Annotated in this window: 19 protein-coding genes and 1 tRNA gene; 12 read left to right on the top strand and 8 right to left on the bottom strand. The window is 66.4% G+C overall.

Translation table 11 applies throughout. The features are described from left to right. The first annotated feature begins 2 nt into the window (after window positions 1–2). From AC2IR1_RS05090 to AC2IR1_RS05075, 4 genes are all read left to right on the top strand, one after another. On the top strand, window positions 3–905 hold the full coding sequence (locus AC2IR1_RS05090) for a LysR family transcriptional regulator (RefSeq protein ID WP_486475194.1): 903 nt from the start codon (window positions 3–5) through the stop codon (window positions 903–905). 480 nt (window positions 906–1385) lie between these two features. After that, window positions 1386–2798 (top strand): c-type cytochrome, encoded by a 1413-nt coding sequence (locus tag AC2IR1_RS05085; protein WP_486475193.1) that lies wholly within the window; start codon window positions 1386–1388, stop codon window positions 2796–2798. Between the two features lie 2 nt (window positions 2799–2800). Continuing rightward, complete coding sequence (locus tag AC2IR1_RS05080) at window positions 2801–3298, top strand: sugar dehydrogenase complex small subunit (protein ID WP_486475192.1); 498 nt, start codon at window positions 2801–2803, stop codon at window positions 3296–3298. Between the two features lie 24 nt (window positions 3299–3322). Then, window positions 3323–4948: a GMC family oxidoreductase gene (locus AC2IR1_RS05075; RefSeq protein WP_486475191.1), complete on the top strand. Its 1626-nt coding sequence runs from the start codon at window positions 3323–3325 to the stop codon at window positions 4946–4948. Window positions 4949–5542: 594 nt separating this feature from the next. On the opposite strand, the gene AC2IR1_RS05070 is transcribed toward AC2IR1_RS05075, so the two are convergent. From AC2IR1_RS05070 to AC2IR1_RS05045, 6 genes are all read right to left on the bottom strand, one after another. Then, the gene (locus AC2IR1_RS05070; RefSeq protein ID WP_486475190.1) at window positions 5543–6340 is read right to left on the bottom strand and encodes a hypothetical protein; all 798 of its coding nucleotides are present in this window, start codon (window positions 6338–6340) and stop codon (window positions 5543–5545) included. After that, window positions 6337–6930 carry a hypothetical protein gene (locus tag AC2IR1_RS05065; RefSeq protein ID WP_486475189.1) on the bottom strand — a complete coding sequence of 198 codons (594 nt, stop codon included), beginning with the start codon at window positions 6928–6930 and terminating at the stop codon, window positions 6337–6339. Before AC2IR1_RS05065 ends, AC2IR1_RS05070 begins: the two co-directional genes overlap by 4 nt. 201 nt (window positions 6931–7131) lie before the next feature. Then, entirely contained in the window at window positions 7132–7755 is a 624-nt protein-coding gene (locus AC2IR1_RS05060; RefSeq protein ID WP_486475188.1) for a hypothetical protein, read from the bottom strand. Continuing rightward, window positions 7740–8084: a hypothetical protein gene (locus tag AC2IR1_RS05055; protein ID WP_486475187.1), complete on the bottom strand. Its 345-nt coding sequence runs from the start codon at window positions 8082–8084 to the stop codon at window positions 7740–7742. The genes AC2IR1_RS05060 and AC2IR1_RS05055 overlap by 16 nt, the downstream gene beginning before the upstream one ends. After that, a complete protein-coding gene (locus AC2IR1_RS05050) occupies window positions 8081–8635 on the bottom strand; it encodes a hypothetical protein (protein ID WP_486475186.1) in 555 nt (184 codons plus the stop codon). The genes AC2IR1_RS05055 and AC2IR1_RS05050 overlap by 4 nt, the downstream gene beginning before the upstream one ends. A 331-nt stretch (window positions 8636–8966) precedes the next feature. Further along, window positions 8967–9440, bottom strand: a complete 474-nt coding sequence (locus AC2IR1_RS05045; RefSeq protein ID WP_486475185.1) for a hypothetical protein — start codon at window positions 9438–9440, stop codon at window positions 8967–8969. A gap of 270 nt (window positions 9441–9710) precedes the next feature. On the opposite strand from AC2IR1_RS05045, the gene AC2IR1_RS05040 reads away from it, so the two are divergent. From AC2IR1_RS05040 to AC2IR1_RS05005, 8 genes are all read left to right on the top strand, one after another. Continuing rightward, window positions 9711–10130 carry a hypothetical protein gene (locus tag AC2IR1_RS05040; RefSeq protein WP_486475184.1) on the top strand — a complete coding sequence of 140 codons (420 nt, stop codon included), beginning with the start codon at window positions 9711–9713 and terminating at the stop codon, window positions 10128–10130. Window positions 10131–10354: 224 nt separating this feature from the next. Beyond that, window positions 10355–10573 (top strand): hypothetical protein, encoded by a 219-nt coding sequence (locus AC2IR1_RS05035; protein ID WP_486475183.1) that lies wholly within the window; start codon window positions 10355–10357, stop codon window positions 10571–10573. Between the two features lie 112 nt (window positions 10574–10685). Further along, window positions 10686–10928, top strand: coding sequence for a hypothetical protein (locus AC2IR1_RS05030; protein WP_486475182.1), 243 nt, complete (start codon window positions 10686–10688; stop codon window positions 10926–10928). A gap of 11 nt (window positions 10929–10939) precedes the next feature. After that, window positions 10940–11242: a DUF2312 domain-containing protein gene (locus AC2IR1_RS05025; protein ID WP_486475181.1), complete on the top strand. Its 303-nt coding sequence runs from the start codon at window positions 10940–10942 to the stop codon at window positions 11240–11242. Window positions 11243–11256: 14 nt separating this feature from the next. Next, the gene (locus AC2IR1_RS05020; RefSeq protein WP_486475180.1) at window positions 11257–12822 is read left to right on the top strand and encodes a DNA cytosine methyltransferase; all 1566 of its coding nucleotides are present in this window, start codon (window positions 11257–11259) and stop codon (window positions 12820–12822) included. Further along, window positions 12800–12973 (top strand): hypothetical protein, encoded by a 174-nt coding sequence (locus AC2IR1_RS05015; protein WP_486475179.1) that lies wholly within the window; start codon window positions 12800–12802, stop codon window positions 12971–12973. Before AC2IR1_RS05020 ends, AC2IR1_RS05015 begins: the two co-directional genes overlap by 23 nt. A 184-nt stretch (window positions 12974–13157) precedes the next feature. Continuing rightward, window positions 13158–13556, top strand: coding sequence for a hypothetical protein (locus AC2IR1_RS05010; protein ID WP_486475178.1), 399 nt, complete (start codon window positions 13158–13160; stop codon window positions 13554–13556). 2 nt (window positions 13557–13558) lie between these two features. Then, entirely contained in the window at window positions 13559–14584 is a 1026-nt protein-coding gene (locus AC2IR1_RS05005; protein ID WP_486475177.1) for a tyrosine-type recombinase/integrase, read from the top strand. A 75-nt stretch (window positions 14585–14659) separates the two neighbouring features. Here AC2IR1_RS05005 and AC2IR1_RS05000 read toward each other — a convergent pair. Together AC2IR1_RS05000 and AC2IR1_RS04995 are read right to left on the bottom strand one after the other, a co-directional pair. Next, window positions 14660–14736, bottom strand: a tRNA-Arg gene (locus AC2IR1_RS05000). A gap of 121 nt (window positions 14737–14857) precedes the next feature. Next, a complete protein-coding gene (locus AC2IR1_RS04995) occupies window positions 14858–16264 on the bottom strand; it encodes a sensor histidine kinase (protein ID WP_486475176.1) in 1407 nt (468 codons plus the stop codon). Between the last annotated feature and the right edge of the window lie 143 nt (window positions 16265–16407).

Below are 16407 nucleotides of genomic sequence, written 5' to 3'. Positions count from 1 at the left end.
AGATGAGCCAGGCACCGGACCGTCTTCGCGCAATGGAGGTCTTCCTTGCCGTCCTCGACGAGGGCAGCTTCTCAGCCGCGGGGCGACGACTTGGAATGACCCCCTCCGGGGTCAGCCGGACGCTGGACCGGACCGAGGAGCGGCTGGGCGTGCGCCTTCTGACCCGCTCCACCCGGGCGCTGACGCTGACACAGGAAGGCCAGCGCTTTGCCATCCTGGCCCGGCGCATCCTTGACGACCTGGACCAGGCGGAGGACGCGATCAGCGCCGGCAGCGGCCCGACCGGCCTGCTACGGATATCGGCCGCGCTGTCGCACGGGCGGCTGCGGATCGTGCCGCTTCTCGAGGATTTCGCTCGCCTCTACCCGGGCATACACATCGACCTGACCCTGACTGACCTGCTGGAGGACCCGGCCCAGGGCGAGGCCGACGTGGCAATCCGCTTTGGTCCGCTTCCGGACAGCAACCTGATGGCCCTCAAGCTTGGCAACGAACCCATGGTGGTCGTCGCGGCGCCCTCTTACTTGGAAAGCCGCGGCACACCGCATCACCCGGAAGAACTGCGCACCCACCAGTGCCTGCTGTTCAACTTCGACCAGCGGCGGTCGCGCTGGCCCTTCCGCAACGGCGAGCAGCGGATCGAGGTGCAGGTCGGCGGCAGCATTCGCGCCAACAGCGGCGAAGCCCTTGGCATGCTGGCGGTTGCAGGCCTCGGCATCGCGCGCGTCGCCCGCTTCGCGGTCGAGGAGGACATCCGGGCAGGGCGCCTGAAGGAGATTCTGGGCAGCTATGCCGCGGAAGACCCGCACGAGGTTCATGCCATCTTCGTAGGCGGGCCGGCGCTGCCTGGGCGCGTGCGGGCGCTCGTCGACTTCCTCTCCGATCGGATGAATGCTTCCGATTGATGCCGCGGCGCCACAGGGGCAGACCAAAGAGGCCGGCGGAACAGGACAAGGACACTCTGCGCCCGCGCTCCCCCTCCGCTGAAAGGTATCCGGGACTACGAGGAAAACCGTGAATTTGCAATGACTTGAGGCGAAATGCCGCAGGCCCGACCAGGCTCATCTTTGCACCAGAGTCAAAATTGCTTTGAGCCAAGGACCACTTCCCTGATTTCGGCATTTCGGCCAAGTCACGGACAAATCAAAGGGTCATCGCCTCTCGAACCCGGGCAAACACCGGCATGACGGCCATTTGTGCCGCTTGTCGCCCCCGCTGGATGCTCCGGTTTCCACCCGACTGACACGTTTCCGGCGCCGCAGGCGTCGCACCGGCATTCCGGCCGGGTGGTCTCGTGCGGCCATGACGCTTCGCCACTTTGACCACAGAGAAAAGACCGAAAGCTTATGAGACCAAGGACCCACCCCCAGCCAAGGCACCGCCTGATGCCCCGCATCGCGGTGCTGGCTGCCACCTGCACCATGGCCTTCGCCAGCCAGGGATGGGCAGACGAGGCCGACCAGGATGCCCTGATCGAACAGGGGCGCTACGTCGCGACGGCCGCCGATTGCGGCGCCTGCCACACGGCGCCAGAAGCCCACGCGGAGATGGCCGGCGGCTACGCCATCGCCTCGCCCGTCGGGGCGATCTGGTCCAGCAACATCACGCCGTCGAAGGTCGCCGGCATCGGCAACTGGACCGAGGCGGAGTTCGCCCGTGCCGTCCGCGAGGGCGTGGCCCCCGGGGGTCGGCACCTCTACCCCGCGATGCCCTACTCCGCCTACGCGCGCATCACTGACGCGGACATGCACGCGCTCTATACCTACTTCATGCAGGACGTTGCCCCGGTCGACACGCCCGCCCCGGTGACGCAGCTCGACTTCCCCTACAGCCTGCGCGCCAGCATGGCCGGCTGGAACCTGATGTTCTCTCCCGACCCGCTGCCGGCGCTCACCGGCCCGCTGACGGAACAGGAAAGCCGCGGCGAGTACCTGTCCAATGCACTGGCACACTGCGCGACATGCCACACGCCGCGCAACGCGGCGATGGCGCTGAAAGGCGGCGAGGCCCTGGCCGGCGGGCAGGTCGGGTCCTGGTACGCGCCCAACATCACCTCGGACGCCACCGCCGGCATCGGCAGCTGGAGCGATGAGGAGCTGGCAAGCTACCTCCGGACCGGCCGGGCTGCAGGCCGCGGCCAGGCAGCAGGCCCGATGGCCGAGGCCGTGCAGCACAGCTTCCAGTACCTTGTCGACGACGACATCACCGCCATCGTCGCCTACCTGCGCAAGGTGGAGCCGATCCGGAACGCCGACAGCGACCGCTCCGCCATGGGTCAGCCCGCCACGGACGACACGCTCGTGCGCGGCCTCGCTGTCGCCAGCGGCGCGGCGCTGCCCGACGCGCCCCAGGGGGCGATCCTCTATTCCGGCAACTGCGCCTCCTGTCACGGCGCGGACGGCCTGGGCGGCTATGCGCAGGAATACCCCTCGCTCACGCATAACTCGGCCGTGGGATCGGTGAACGTCTCCAACCTGGTCTCGGCCATCGTGCAGGGCGTTGAGCGCACCGTAGACGGCGAGAAGGTGCAGATGCCCGCCTTCGGTCCGGACGCCTATGTCAATCAGCTGAGCAACGACGAGATCGCGCAGCTGACCAATTACGTCACCCGCACCTTCGGCCAGGGCGACGCAGGACTTTCCGCCGAAGACGTGCAGCTCATCATCGACGGCGGCCCGAAGCCGGCGCTTGCCAAGCTGGGAGAGGCGATGCCGTTGATCGCGCTGATCCTGATCCTCGCCGTGCTCGTTCTCACGGGCCTGGTCCTTGCCCGCCGCACCTCCAGGAAGGGAGCCTGACCATGACCATTGCATCGCCTGCCGGCCTCAGCCGGCGCAGCTTCCTGCGCAGCGCCTCGGCCCTGGCCTTTGCCAGCGCCGCGGGCCTGGGCAGCACGCGGCCGGCCTTTGCCGCCCCCGATCAGCAGGCCTTCCTGGACTTCTCGCAGTTCATCACCGGACAGAGCCTGGATCCGGTCCTTGCCGGCCGCTACCTGGGCGCCCTCGAAGATGCGGATCCCGGCTTTGCCTCCGCCCTGCAGGCGGCCATCCAGGCCTGCGCGGCGCACAGGGACACGGGGATCGACGCCATGCTGGCCGACCTTTCCGAAACGGATCCGGTCTACGAGACGATCCGCACCGTCACCTCCGCCTGGTACCTTGGCGTGATCGGCATCGGCAGTTCCGCCCGGCTGATCGCCTTCCACGACGCCCTGATGTTCCGCGCGACCGCGGACCACATCTACGTGCCCACCTATGGCGGCGGCCCCGACAGCTGGGTCACCGAAACACACCGCTAATCCCCGAAGAAGAAGGTTCATTCCATGAACGAGACGACCAAGAACGATTTCGACTATGTCGTGATCGGCTCCGGGGTGCTGGGCGCCCTCGTGGCCTGCGAGCTGGCCGAGGCCGGCAAGGACGTGGCCATCGTCGAGGCCGGCGACTGGGTCACCCGCTGGAAGGCGGTGGAACATTACCGCAACCTGCCCGACAAGAACATTTACGCCGGATCCCCCTACCCCAACCTGCCCTGGGCCCGGAATCCGCAGGGCGGCGGCTACCTGGATCAGACGGGCCCCGTGGCCTATGACACGCTCTACATCCGCATGGTCGGCGGCAGCACCTGGCACTGGGATTCCGTGTCCTGGCGGATGCTGCCCAGCGATTTCAGCCTGAAGACCGACCATGGCGTCGGGCGCGACTGGTCGGTCAGCTATGACGAGATCGAGCCCTACTACCAGCGCGCCGAGGAAGAGATGGGCGTGAACGGCTACGACGACGAGGACCAGAGCGGCCAGCACGGCGGCCAGTTCCCGCCCCGCTCCAAGCCCTATCCCACGCCGGGCCACCCGCTGAGCTGGGGCCAGAAGGTCATGGCCGAGAAGCTGCAGGCCGGCGGCTACGATGCCCTGCACGAACCCAATGCCCGCCTGTCGGTCGCCCAGGATGGCCGCCCCGCCTGCGCCGGCAACAACTCCTGCGATCCAATCTGCCCGATCGGCGCCAAGTACACCGGCGATATCCACGTCAAGAAGGCGATCAAGGCGGGCGCGAAGATCCTGACCAACTCCGTCGTCTACCGGCTGGATGCCGATGACACGGGGCAGATCGTTTCCGCCACCTTCCGCCGCCCCGACAAGACCGACGGCACGATCACCGGCCGCCACTTCATCGTCGCGGCAAACGGCATCGAAAGCCCGAAGATCCTGCTCATGTCGACCTCGGACAAGTACCCGGACGGCATCGGCAACAGCTCGGGCATGGTCGGTCGCAACCTGATGGACCACACCGGGCTGACCTTCACCCTGAAGACCGCAGAGCCGGTCTGGCCGGGGACCGGGCCCAATTCGCTGCTGTGCATGATGAACGGCCGCGATGGCGATTTCCGCAGCGAAAGGTCCGCCTACAAGACCACCTTCTACAACCTGACCACCCACGGCGGGATCGCGGCGGGCCTGCTGGAGAAGGGCGTCATGGGCACCAAGCTGTTTGACGAGCTGCGCGACCAGGTGTCCCGTAGCATCATCCTGGGCATCGACCTTGAGACCCTGCCGAACCCGGAAAACCGCGTCACCCCCAGCCGGGACAAGGTGGATGCCATCGGCCTGCCCGTGCCCGAGCTTTACTATGACGTGAACCAGTACTGGGACGACGGGCGCACCGCCGCGATCGAGGATGTGAAGAACATCGCCCGCGTGCTGGATGCCGAGATCGACGATGACAACCCCGGCAAGGCCAACCGCCAGCACATCATGGGCACGCTGATCATGGGCCACGATCCCAAGACCTCGGTGGTCGACGGCAACCTGCGCAGCCACGATCACGACAACCTCTATGTCGCCTCCACCGCTGTCTTCCCCTCGACCGGATGCGTGAACCCGACGCTGACGGGGGCCGCGCTGGCGCTGCGCCTGGCCGACACGCTGCTGGGACGGCAGGCCGCCTGAGGCCTGCCCTGTGCGACAGGACCAAGAAGTTCACCCGAAATGAAAAAGGGCAGCGTCCTGCGATGCTGCCCTTTCCGTTTTCCGACCAGGGCCGTTACTTCGACGGCCTGGGTTTGCAAACCTCATCGACGTTCTCGGCCGTGACCATCGGATCGGGCACGTAGACCGATTTCGGCATCTCGGCACCGTCAATTCTCGCCCCCGGCGGCGCTCGTCGCAAGGGGGCATGATATGGACGAGCTCATCAATCAAAGTACGGTATCTGGGCATCGTGCGCCAAAGTTGCTTAGAACGATTACCTAGGCCTTGATCAGGGGTGTGTTGTCTGGGAACGGCTCCGAATGCGACATGACACCTCCATCCGGAAAGAATATTCTTCGGTTGAGCGATCCGCAGTCGTAGTGCGAACAAAGGCGGGGTCGGACACCTCCGGCCTGCTGCCGTGCGTAAATTGCGCAGCGAAGGTCGGCTTTGGGCCGCTTCCCACCCTTCGTGCCTGTGCTGACCACAATGCTGCGCCAGGCGTGAAGGTCCGCAACGGGCTGAGGGCGTCTCCCTAGCCGCCCCGCTCCATCTTCTCCGTCCTGGCGCAGATCAGCCCCCCGCCATCCGATCGAGGATCGCGCGGAGATCCGTCCTCAGCCCCTCCAGGCTCCGGGCGTCATAGCCCCAGCCATGGGCCTCCAGCACCGCCTTCAGGCTGCGGTCCGCCAGGCAGACGCCGTCCACCAGCGCCCGTGCCCGGATCGGGCGGCGCGGACGCCCGCCCGGGCGGATCCGCCGCACCTCCTTTACCAGGCCATCGCCGATCCGCGCCTGCAGCGCCCGCAGCCGCTGCAGGTCCCGCTGGATCGCGAGCTCGCGCTCGCCGGGAGACGAGCTGCCGCCCGGGGCGGCGCTCCAGCGCGTGCAGCGCATTCCCGAACTGGCGCAGCGCTCCGTCAGCGCCGCGTAGAGCCGCGCCGTCTCCACCTGCCCCACCGTGAAGGGCGAGACGAAGGCCGGCGCCACCTCGCCCCGCGCTTTCGCCTGCTTCACCAGGCGGCCATGCGACCGGCGCGACTGCGCCACCATCAGGTCGAAGACATCCAGCGCCCGGGCTGCCTTCCGGCCCTCGTAGCCAGCCTCCTCGCGCCTGATCTCACCCTCGAGGCCCCGTACCAGCCGCGTCGGGGTCAGCGATCTCATCGGCCCCCGGGCCGGCGCCGCCGGGATCTCCGGCCCGCAGAGCTTCGGCGGCTGCGCCCGGGACAGCACATCCGCCGCCGCGGCATCCGTCTCCGCCAGCCGCTGCCCGGGCAGCTCCCCGACAAAGGCCGTGCCCCGGCTGTTGACGTAGATCCCCGGCAGCTCCCGGGCGCGTTCAAAGGCTTCCTGGTCTGGGATCATCATGCCGCCTGCTCCTTCGTCTGCCCCAGATCTACAAGGTCTCGCGCTGCCGCCTCGTCTCGCTCGAAGGCTGCGAGCCACTCTCGGTCCACCGGATCCACCGGCAGGGCGTGGCCGAGGCGTTCCTTGACCCGCGCGGCCCTGGCCTGCGCCTCCCCTGCCCGGCCGGCGATGATGCGGCGCTCCTGGGCATTCAGCGGCGGGCGGTGCTTCTCCCGCCACCAGCGGTACTCGGCCACCAGGCGGCCTTCGGCGAGCGCGGCGCGCCCGGCGGCGCTGCCGAACCAGCTCGCCAGCCCGGGCATCTCCTGCAGCGGGCGCGGCTGGGCAAGCTGCGCCAGGGCGATGAAGGCGGCGTGGCTGGGCCAGAAGTCCCGCGCCCTGCCCTCGCCCTTCGAGCGCATCGCCTCGAACAGCCGCTCCAGGTTCAGGTCGGTCATGTAGCCCAGCTCATCGGCCAGCCGATCGAGGCGCTTCTGCGCCTCCGCCGGGTCGGTCCCTTTCGGGAACCGGAACCCGATGCTGCTCAACCGGTCCAGCAGCAACCGCCTCACGCGGTCCCGCTTGCTCTCATGGTCCTGCACCTGTTGCATCTTCCTACCCTTTCTCAGCCCAAGCTCAACTTACCCACAAGGGACGCCGGCTGATCGGGAGTGGGACGAAGATCTCTTTTCGTATTCATGTCTTTTCGTCTCCTTTTCCTCTCATGCAGCCGACAGAATGTCCGCCATTCTGTCCGCATTCTGTCCGGTTCTGTCCGCAGGACAAAAACGGACAGAATTGGGACAACCCGCTCAGCGCCTGGTCAGCGCCTCGACACCCGCCACGATCCGCGACGGCGTCCGGTTTCCTTCGGGGTAATGCGCATCCATCCAGGCATTCAGCCGGACGACGTATTGCGCCTGCTCGGCCACCGCCTCGAAGCCCAGCTCCTTCAGCGAGCGCTTCAGCCGGGTAAGCGCCTTGCGCTCCCGGTCGGCGGCGGCCCGGTCGGCGTTCTTCTCGCGCGAGCCGATCGCCGCGGCGACCACCTCGGTCACCACGGAATGCATCAGCCGCACCTCGCGGCCGACCCGGCAGGGCCGCCAGCCGTAGAGCGGCGAGGGATCGCGGCGGAGGTAGCCTTCCCAGGTCTGCAGGGAGAGGCCCAGCAGATCGGCGATCAGGGACTGGTCCGAGGGCATGGTGCCCACCGGGTCCTGCTTGCGTGCCTTGCACCAGATGGCCACGGCGAGCCCCTGAACATCCCAGTCTCCCTTCCGGGAAGTCCGGGTGTAGAAGTCGCTCTCCAGCCAGCGATCATAGTGGAGCTGGAAGTAGGAATGGCTCTCCAGCCGGGTGCCCCATGGGAACGGATACTCCTCCAGCTCCTCGCCATCGACGGCCCGCAGGCCCGGTCCATTCACCAGCGGGCGCATCGGGCCACCTGTTCCATGCGCCGCAGCTCTGCCGCGTGGGCGGCCTCGACCGAACCGTGGTTGTCGAGCAGATCCAGCAGGTCCGCGCAGGGCCCCTCGCCGCGTGCCGCGCAGCCGCAAGCACCCGCGCCGAGGCGGCGGCAAAGGTCATAGACATCAAGGGATGGGGATGGCGCGACGGCGGCATGGAAACTGTCGCCGCGCCAGGCCGTCGCCAGGTTGGGAACGTTGCGACCAGCCGGCCGCGCGTCGGGGGAACACGCGGGTGTCCCTGTCTGGACCGGCCGGCCATCCGCCACAAGGCCTGACTTCACGACACATCTGCTCATGCCGCCTCGCCTCGCTTTGCCGGCGGAATGTCGAGGCCGAGCTGATCGCGCCTCCGGCGCACCGCGTCCTTGTGGCAGCCCGCCAGCCGGGCGATCTCGGTCAGCCCCCGCGTGCCGTCAGCCAGCGCCACGACCTTGCGGGTGATCTCTTCCTTCTTAAGCGCCGCCTCGGTCGGCTGCGGCTCCGCCGCGGGCGGCTCCTCACCCATCCTGGGCAGCTCGAGCCCCCGCGCCTCGACCACGCGCATCACCCACGACCGGCTCACGCCGCGCATCCGCATGACCTGGCTCACGTCGTAGCCATCCCGAATGTCCGCCGCGATATCGTGATCCTTCAGCCGATCGGCGAGGCTTCGCTGCGGCGCCAGCCTCATGAAGCGGAAGCCCTTCGCCCCCTCGGCCGTCTTGCAGACCAGCTGCCGCACCTTCGGATCCCAGATGTACTCCTCGGCCAGCGCACTCTTGCCCGTCGGCACCCGGCGCTCTGCCTCCGGCGTCCGTGCCAGCGCCTCGTCGATCAGCCGGCGCTCTTCCTCGGTCACGATGTCCATGCGGGGCTCCTCGGAAAGGCGGGGCACGCCACGACGGACGCGCCCCCAGTTTGGGACAGACAGAGGTAGAGGGGTGCGCGGGAGGCCGGGAGGACGGCCCCCCGCGCGATGGAGCGCCCTGCCCTGCCCGAACGCAGGCGCTCCCCACGGCCCCGCGCTGCTGACGCGGGGTTCCGTGAGTGGATGGTCGAAAGGAAAATGGCGCGGAGCGTCGGATGGGACATGCCGCTCCGCGCCAACTGGCCCGCAGCTCCCCCAAGGGGTGGCCGGCGCCAGACACCCGCCCGTCGGCGGGAACTGAGAATGAGGGTGTAGTGATCTAGGGAAAGCATCACGCGGCGCCCTCCGCCTTGCGAACCAGTACGGCCCGGAACTGCATCGCAGCCGCGACCATCTCGTCCAGTTCGACGATCTGCTCCTGTGCCTCGCGCGGGCTGTAGTCGTTCGGAGCCTCCGAACCCACCGAGTGCGCCTGCGCGTGGCGTTCCAGGACATCCGAGAACTCGCGGGTGACGCGATGGATGTTCGCAGCCGTGGCCCCGTCCACCGCCAGCGGGTGGAACGTGCCCCCGCCCAGGCTGGCAAAGTGGGCAGCGATCGGAACAGCCGCCTCGGGAACGATCCGGCTGAGCCGATCGAGGTAGTTCACGCCCAACCCGCCCGGTCGCTGCTCCGAGACTTCCGTCCCATGCGACAAGGTCGAGACGCCAACGCCGAGGTCATTGGCCACGGCCTCTAGGCCGCCGGCTGCGCGAATGGCGGACTGCACCGCCAGCTGGATCGAAGCAGGACGCGCCTTACGCATGGGAAAATTCTCCGGGGGATTTCACGGGACGAGGCGCGGGACAGGAGGCATAAACTTGGGTCATGCCGCCTTCCCCACTGTGCCTTCAGAGACCGGGATGCCTTTAGGATGCCTAGCCATGTATTGCTCCAAGCGGATCAGATCTCGCTCCAGTTGATCCGCACGCCGCTGCATCCTCGCAAACAACCGCGGATTTCCTGTTGCCCGACGGCACACAGTTGCAGGCTCGACTCCGAGCCTCGCCGCATAGCTTTCAAGGCGTGTTAAGCGTTGAGCAATTTCATCCATGCACAATCATGTGCCAATAGGCACACAATCAGTCAAGAGCCAATTGACACATTGCTACACGTGCCAATTGTCCTTTTACAGTCGATCATGCCTGGTGAATTTCGCAACGCGCTGGTTTGGCACATGGAGAAGAACGGCACGCGAGTATCCGACCTCGCGCGCTCAACAGGCATTTCCCGCGACGTGATCAACAAATTGCTGTCGCGTGAGAACTCTTCCACGGCCGTCGAGAACGCTGTCCTACTCGCAGCATTCTACGGCAAGACAGTCGAACAGTTCATTCGCCTTGAAGAATCTCGGTCAAGCACTCTCTCCGCCCTCTCCGAACTCCTGACCGAAGACGAACAAGCGATGCTCGCAGCGCAAGTTCGGGGACTTCTCGCACAGCGCGGGCAAAAATAACCTGACCACAGGCAACAAGCAGCGCCTCGTACTCCCAGTCCTCCAACTGGGATAGTTCCTCGATTGCAAGCACTTGCGCCTCCCTGCGTCATTTGTCCCTCTTAACACTAACAGCGGATTTGACGCCAATTGAAGTCACATTGTGCCTATTGGCCCTTTTTTTCTTGATATGTGCCAATTGGCACCATATTAGACATCTCCATCACCCCTGATGGAGACCTGTCATGCTCACTCCCGACGAAAGCGCGCGGCTGCGGTCCGACTGGGCCGCGAGGAAGGCCGCCCGCGGCGCCCCCATCCCCGCCGAGCGGATGGCCCGCTTACAGCCCCACCACCTGACCGGCGCGCCTTCCGTCGCCGCCCAGATGGCCGAGATCCATGACATCACAGAGCGCTGCCGCCAGCGCGTCCGCTCCCTGATCGGCAAGGAGGAGCGCGCATGAGATTGCCCATCCTCCTGCTCGCCCTGCTGGGCTGGTCTATCGCGACCGCCTCGCTTGTCCTGATTGCCGGGGCCGCCACCCCCGCGCCGACCATCTGCGCGAGGACAGCCCGATGACCGCCCTCCTCCTCGACACCGACACCGTCCGCGACTTCCTGCGGCGCCTGGACCGCCTCTCCGGCACCAGCCTGCGCGAGGCCTTCGTCTGTGCCGCCATCGAGAGCGGCGGCACCTTCCACGTCCCAGCCGAGGGCCGCGCCGTGATCGACCTGCACCGCATCACCGCCCAGGCGGAGACCGAGGCCGCCGTGATCACCGCCTGGATCGCCCGCGCCCGCGCGGCCACCTCGGCATGAAGGACATGACCATGGCTGAAGCAGACGAGACCCCGCGCTTGAAGGAGACCGAGGCCGACCGCGAGGTGCGCGACAAGGCCTTCCGCGTCACCGCCGGCGAACTGCGCAGCTTTATCGAGCGCTTCGAGCGGCTCGTCGCGGAGAAGGAAGAGGTCTCCGACCAGCAGAAGGCCGTCATGGCCGAGGCCAAGGCGCGCGGCTATGCCCCGAAGATCCTCCGCAGGGTCATCGCCCTGCGCAAGCGCGACGCCAGTGACGTGGCCGAGGAAGAGGCCGTCCTGCAGCTCTACAAAGACGCGCTGGAGATGGACTGATGGACGGCGCGCAGATGTTAGACCTTGCGGTCGGGAACCGCCCTGCCCCCTCTGGTCCTCCGCTGATCGTCGACAGCTTCGCCGGCGGCGGCGGCGCCTCGACCGGGATCGAGATGGCCCTCGGCCGCTCGCCCGACATCGCCATCAACCACAACCCCGCCGCGCTGGCCCTGCATGCGGCCAACCACCCGGAGGCGCTGCATCTCTCGGAGAACGTCTGGCGGGTCGATCCGCTGGATCACCTCGCGGGGCGTCACATCGGCCTGATGTGGTTCAGCCCCGACTGCCGCCACTTCTCCAAGGCCAAGGGCGGCACCCCGGTGGCCCGCAACATCCGCGACCTCGCCTGGGTGATCCCCGGCTGGATCGAGCGCATCCAGCAGAGCGGCGGCTGCGTCGACGTGGTGATCATGGAGAACGTGGAGGAGTGGACCACCTGGGGCCCGGTCATCGAGACCCCGCGCGGCCTCTTCCCCTGCCCCGAGCGCAAGGGAGAGACCTACCGCGCCTGGGTGAAGGCCATACGCCGTCTCGGTGGACGGCTGGAAAGCCGCGAGCTGCGTGCCTGCGACTACGGGGCCCCCACGATCCGCAAGCGGCTCTTCATCGTCATCCGCTTCGACGGGGCCCCGATCACCTGGCCCGCGCCGACCCATGGCGCGCCCGACGATCCCCGGGTGATTGCGGGCGAGCTGGCGCCCTGGCGGACGGCGGCCGAGTGCATCGACTGGTCGCTGCCCTGCCCCTCGATCTTCGACAGCAAGGAGGAGATCTACGCGACCCACGGGCTGCGGGCGGTGCGGCCGCTTGCCGAGAACACCCTTGCCCGCATCGCCCGGGGCGTGAAGCGCTACGTGCTGGAGGCCGACGCGCCCTTCCTGGTCTCGCTCAAGGGGACCGACCGGCGTGACGGCCCCATCAGCGCCCCGCACCCGACCGTACTGGCTGGCGGCGGCCACAGCGCCGTCATCGCCCCGGTCCTGACCTATGCCCAGCAGGGCGGCAGCTCGCGCTCGGTCACGGCCCCCCTACACACGATCTGCGCCAGCCGGAAGGACCAGAACGCGGTCATAATGCCGACGCTGATCCAGGCCCCCTTCTTCGCCAAGTACTACGGCACCGGCGACGGCGCCCGGACCGACGCGCCCTGCCACACCATCACGGTCAAGGACCGCATGGCGCACATGCAGGCGGCCTTGCAGGCCCCGCCCTTCACCGAGGCCCACGCGGCCCGCGCCCGGCAGGTGGCCGCGTTCCTGCGGGCCAATGGCGCCTGGGACGGCGGCGAGGTGGTCACGCTCGACGCCCATGGCCTGACCTTCGTCCTCGTCGATATCGGGATGCGCATGCTGACCCCGCGCGAGCTCTTCTCCGCCCAGGGCTTCCCGGCGGACTACCAGATCGACGGAGTCTGGGAGACCGGGGCGGGCCAGCGCGTCTGGCGCCCCTTCCCCAAGACCACGCAGGTCAGCTGCGTCGGCAACTCCGTCTGCCCGCCCGTCGCCGCCGCCCTCGTCGGCGCCAACTGCCCACAGCTCGCAACCAGGGAGACCGCCCATGTTCGATGCCCCCACCGATGACCAGGCCGAAGAGCTCGAACGGCTCCGCAGGCTGCGCGCCAATGCGAAGGACCTCGCCCGCGCCGACGCCTCGCCGGCCCTGCGCAAGGTCTGCAAGGCAATCGCCGGAGAGGCCGGGACCATGATCCGGGAACTGAAGGAGGAAGGGTGAGCCATGCTAACCCCAACCAACGCTTCCAGTTACCAGGATCCCAGGCCCAGGAAGGTTCGCACCCGCAACCGCCACGGCCTGCCCGATCCCGCAATTCGAACAAGAGGGTTAAATCCATGAACGGTTGGATCATCGCATTCTTCGCCCCCAGTTCCTCGGCCTCGGGATATCCCTGGACAGGCACGTGCAGAAGCGGGAGCGCACGCACGACTTCTGGCCCCACCACGTCGGCTTCGCCATCGTCGTCACGCTGCTCTACATGGGCGGCGTCTTCCGCCCCTCCCGCCGATCCGCACCGAGGGCGATGATCATGGCAGCAACGAAAGAGTTCACCCCCAGGCTGATGCCCGCTCCGCAGGCAGCTCACTATCTCGGGGTTTCGGAATCAATGCTTCGCAGCCTCGGCCTTCCAAGAAGAGAACTTAGAGGGAAACGGGTCTACGATCGTTCCGACCTCGACACATATGCCGATCACCTCCCCTATGAAACGGACCGCCTTGCGGCTTTCAATACAGGTGATACGCCCCCCAACCACAATGAAGTTGAGAGCCAAAACGCATGCGACGCGGCATTCGGAATGTAGAGTTGAAAGGCCTGGTCATCAAACGGCGCGGGGAACGCGAGTATCGCTACCTCCGGATCCGACAAACAATCGTCGCGAAACTGCCCTCTGATGTCCCTCTCGATAGCCCCGCATTCCTCGAGGCCTACGCAACGGCGCTTGCCGAGCAGAACGGGCCGGTCCGAAGTAGGGCAGGAGCTGGCAGCATCGCCGCCATCGCGGATGGAGCCCTGCGAAGCAAATACTTCAGGACATTGTCCGAAGGCTACCAAGCCACTCTGCGCCGCCATCTGGGCCAGATCAGCGACGAGGTGGGAACGGCACCAGCCTCGGGCCTGCGAGATTACCACGTCAGGAAGAATGTTGCGGAAGCCGCGTCACCTCATGACCGCCTCAAGACATGGCGCTTCTGGGCCCAACACGCGCTCGACACCGGTGCCGTCCGCGCGGATCCGACGATGGGCGTTCGGCCACCGCGAAGGGTCAAATCCGATGGACACCCACCGTGGAGCGACGATGAAAAGAAGGCCTTTCGGGATCGCTGGCCAATCGGCTCCACCCCGCGCCTTTGTTTCGAGGTCATTTCATGGACCGGCTTCCGCCTGATTGACGCCGTCTCGATTGGCCCGGGCCACGTAGACCGCGATGGTGTCATGGTGTTCCGACAATCAAAAGTCAAAGCGCCGGCATTTATGCCGTGGACAGCGGCTCTCCCTCCCTACGCCCAGACATTTGCCTGGGAACGCGATCTGATGCTGGAAGCCATCTCGACCATCACTCTGCGCCGGGCGACCTTCCTCGCGACGGAAGCTGGTGCGCCGCGTTCCGAAAAAGGCCTCGGCAATAGGATGCGGGATTGGGCCCGGGCAGCAGGCGTCGAGAAGTCAGCACATGGGCTGAGAAAGAGCCGCGGAATCGCGCTCGCGGAGGGCGGCGCCTCGGCGCACCAAATCATGAGCTGGGGAGGCTGGCAGACCCTGAAAGAGGCAGAACATTACTGCCGATTGGCCGATCGGCGGCGCGCCGTGATGGGGGCGGAACAGAAATAGAACATGGGAACAGATCCGCGCGAAAGTGGGAAAAAATCACCAAGCGCCTGTGCCAGCTGGACTAATTTGGGGAAGTGGCGCACCGGGGAGGATTCGAACCCCCGACCCCTTGATTCGTAGTCAAGTACTCTATCCAGCTGAGCTACCGGTGCGTCGTGGGGGGCGATGTATCGTGCAGGTCTTCGGGGCGCAAGTGCAAAATCGAAATTTTCTCGACAGATTTTTCATGCGCCCGTCAGCCACCCTGTTTTGCTGACTTTCTCGAACGGCAGATCAGCGTGCCGCCAGCCCCTGCCCTTCCGACAAGACCTCTCGCGGGAGGCGGATCAGGAAAACAGTTCCCTCAGGGCCGGTTCGTTCCAGCTCGATCGCACCGCCGTGCCCCCGGATCAGCTCGGCGGCAATTGCCAGTCCCAACCCGGTTCCGCCCTTGCGGGCGCCCCCCGCGAAGGGCGTGAAAAGATGCTCGCGCGCCTTGGGGGGCAGACCCGGCCCGGTATCGGCAACGCGGATCAACCAGTCGCAATCGGTTTCCTCGGCAGTGACCGCGATTTCCCCTGGCTGACCCGTCACTTCCAGCGCCTGGCGGGCATTTCGCACAAGATTGGCCAGCACACGATACAACTGCTCCGGATCCGCCCGGAGCCGCAGGGTTGCGGGAATATCCTCCGCGAAGGAAATGTCGTGATCCCCGACGGCCAGCCGCTCCCCGTCGATGACATCCCCGACGAGTTCCGCCAGGGCCAACATGGAAAGGCGTGGGGCGGGTTCTTCTGCCCGTCCAAAGGCAAGGGTCGACTCGCACAGGTTCACGGCCCGGCTGACGGAATTGACGACCTTGGGCGCCAACCGTTTCACCGTCGGATCCTCGGAGCTCTCGAGCCGGTCCGCAAACAACTGCGTCGACGTCAGGATATTTCGCAGATCGTGGCTGATCTTTGCGACGGCAGACCCCAGTTGCGCCAGCCTCTCCTTTTGACGCAGGGCCGCGGTCAGCTGGGTTTCGAGCTCGTGCAGAGCCTCTTCGGCATCGCGGATGTCTGAGACAGATGCCGAAGGCTCGATGATCCTGCGCTGATCCTCCGGATCTCCGGCGTAGGCACGCATCTGGCTGATCACCCGCTTCATCGGCTGCAGGATGAATGACCTGAAGGCAAGGAACAGCAAAAGGGCGGTCGACACCGCGAACATGGTCGAGATCGTCACCATGTAGCGCGCGTAGTCGATCATCGCCTCACGCAGGGGCTGAGTCGGCATAGTGACTTCGATCAGCAGCCCCGCCTGGCGCACCGGGTTGCCGATCACCCGGATCACCTCGTTCTCGGGCATGACGAAACACAAGAGCGCTTCGCGCACCAATTCCATCAGCGAAGGGTCGCGCAGGTCGTAGGTATCGACGACCGGGCCGGGCACCGGGGAAGACAGAACCAGCTGGCGCGCCTCATCACGACGCAGCACGACGTTGTAGACGCCGGCATTGCGCAGAAGCTCCTGCTCCAGATCCTCGGGAATCATGTCATCCGCAAGGAGGGAGAGAGAGGCGATCTGCGCCCGTTCAAGTCGCGAGACCAAATAATCCTGACGGAATCGCGCCACTGAGGGCACAAGGATCAAGACCTCGGCCAGGATCACGAAGATGCCGGTCAGGATCAGCACCCGGCCGGTGAGCGAACGGAACATGGTCGTCGGTCACCTCCTGTGCCCGGGACACGCCGCACCAGCGTGCCTGCTTCACTGTTTCGTGCCCTGAATCTAGGGCCTTGCAAGGGAAATTCCCAGAGCGGCGCTACAAGCTTGCACGAAAGTCCGCCCCGAGGGGTTTC

This window comes from Pseudooceanicola sp. NS-SX8 (assembly GCF_057380755.1).
This window is presented reverse-complemented; position numbering and strand designations above follow the sequence as displayed.

Excerpts from the sequence above, each read along its gene's own strand:
- AC2IR1_RS05045 (WP_486475185.1), bottom strand. The coding sequence starts at position 9,440 with ATGCGTAAGGCGCGTCCTGCTTCGATCCAGCTGGCGGTGCAGTCCGCC.
- AC2IR1_RS05055 (WP_486475187.1), bottom strand. The coding sequence starts at position 8,084 with ATGAGCAGATGTGTCGTGAAGTCAGGCCTTGTGGCGGATGGCCGGCCG.
- AC2IR1_RS05065 (WP_486475189.1), bottom strand. The coding sequence starts at position 6,930 with ATGCAACAGGTGCAGGACCATGAGAGCAAGCGGGACCGCGTGAGGCGG.
- AC2IR1_RS04995 (WP_486475176.1), bottom strand. The coding sequence starts at position 16,264 with ATGTTCCGTTCGCTCACCGGCCGGGTGCTGATCCTGACCGGCATCTTC.
- AC2IR1_RS05090 (WP_486475194.1), top strand. The coding sequence starts at position 3 with ATGAGCCAGGCACCGGACCGTCTTCGCGCAATGGAGGTCTTCCTTGCC.
- AC2IR1_RS05075 (WP_486475191.1), top strand. The coding sequence starts at position 3,323 with ATGAACGAGACGACCAAGAACGATTTCGACTATGTCGTGATCGGCTCC.
- AC2IR1_RS05015 (WP_486475179.1), top strand. The coding sequence starts at position 12,800 with ATGTTCGATGCCCCCACCGATGACCAGGCCGAAGAGCTCGAACGGCTC.
- AC2IR1_RS05020 (WP_486475180.1), top strand. The coding sequence starts at position 11,257 with ATGTTAGACCTTGCGGTCGGGAACCGCCCTGCCCCCTCTGGTCCTCCG.
- AC2IR1_RS05060 (WP_486475188.1), bottom strand. The coding sequence starts at position 7,755 with ATGCGCCCGCTGGTGAATGGACCGGGCCTGCGGGCCGTCGATGGCGAG.
- AC2IR1_RS05070 (WP_486475190.1), bottom strand. The coding sequence starts at position 6,340 with ATGATGATCCCAGACCAGGAAGCCTTTGAACGCGCCCGGGAGCTGCCG.
- AC2IR1_RS05085 (WP_486475193.1), top strand. The coding sequence starts at position 1,386 with ATGCCCCGCATCGCGGTGCTGGCTGCCACCTGCACCATGGCCTTCGCC.
- AC2IR1_RS05025 (WP_486475181.1), top strand. The coding sequence starts at position 10,940 with ATGGCTGAAGCAGACGAGACCCCGCGCTTGAAGGAGACCGAGGCCGAC.
- AC2IR1_RS05030 (WP_486475182.1), top strand. The coding sequence starts at position 10,686 with ATGACCGCCCTCCTCCTCGACACCGACACCGTCCGCGACTTCCTGCGG.
- AC2IR1_RS05050 (WP_486475186.1), bottom strand. The coding sequence starts at position 8,635 with ATGGACATCGTGACCGAGGAAGAGCGCCGGCTGATCGACGAGGCGCTG.
- AC2IR1_RS05035 (WP_486475183.1), top strand. The coding sequence starts at position 10,355 with ATGCTCACTCCCGACGAAAGCGCGCGGCTGCGGTCCGACTGGGCCGCG.
- AC2IR1_RS05080 (WP_486475192.1), top strand. The coding sequence starts at position 2,801 with ATGACCATTGCATCGCCTGCCGGCCTCAGCCGGCGCAGCTTCCTGCGC.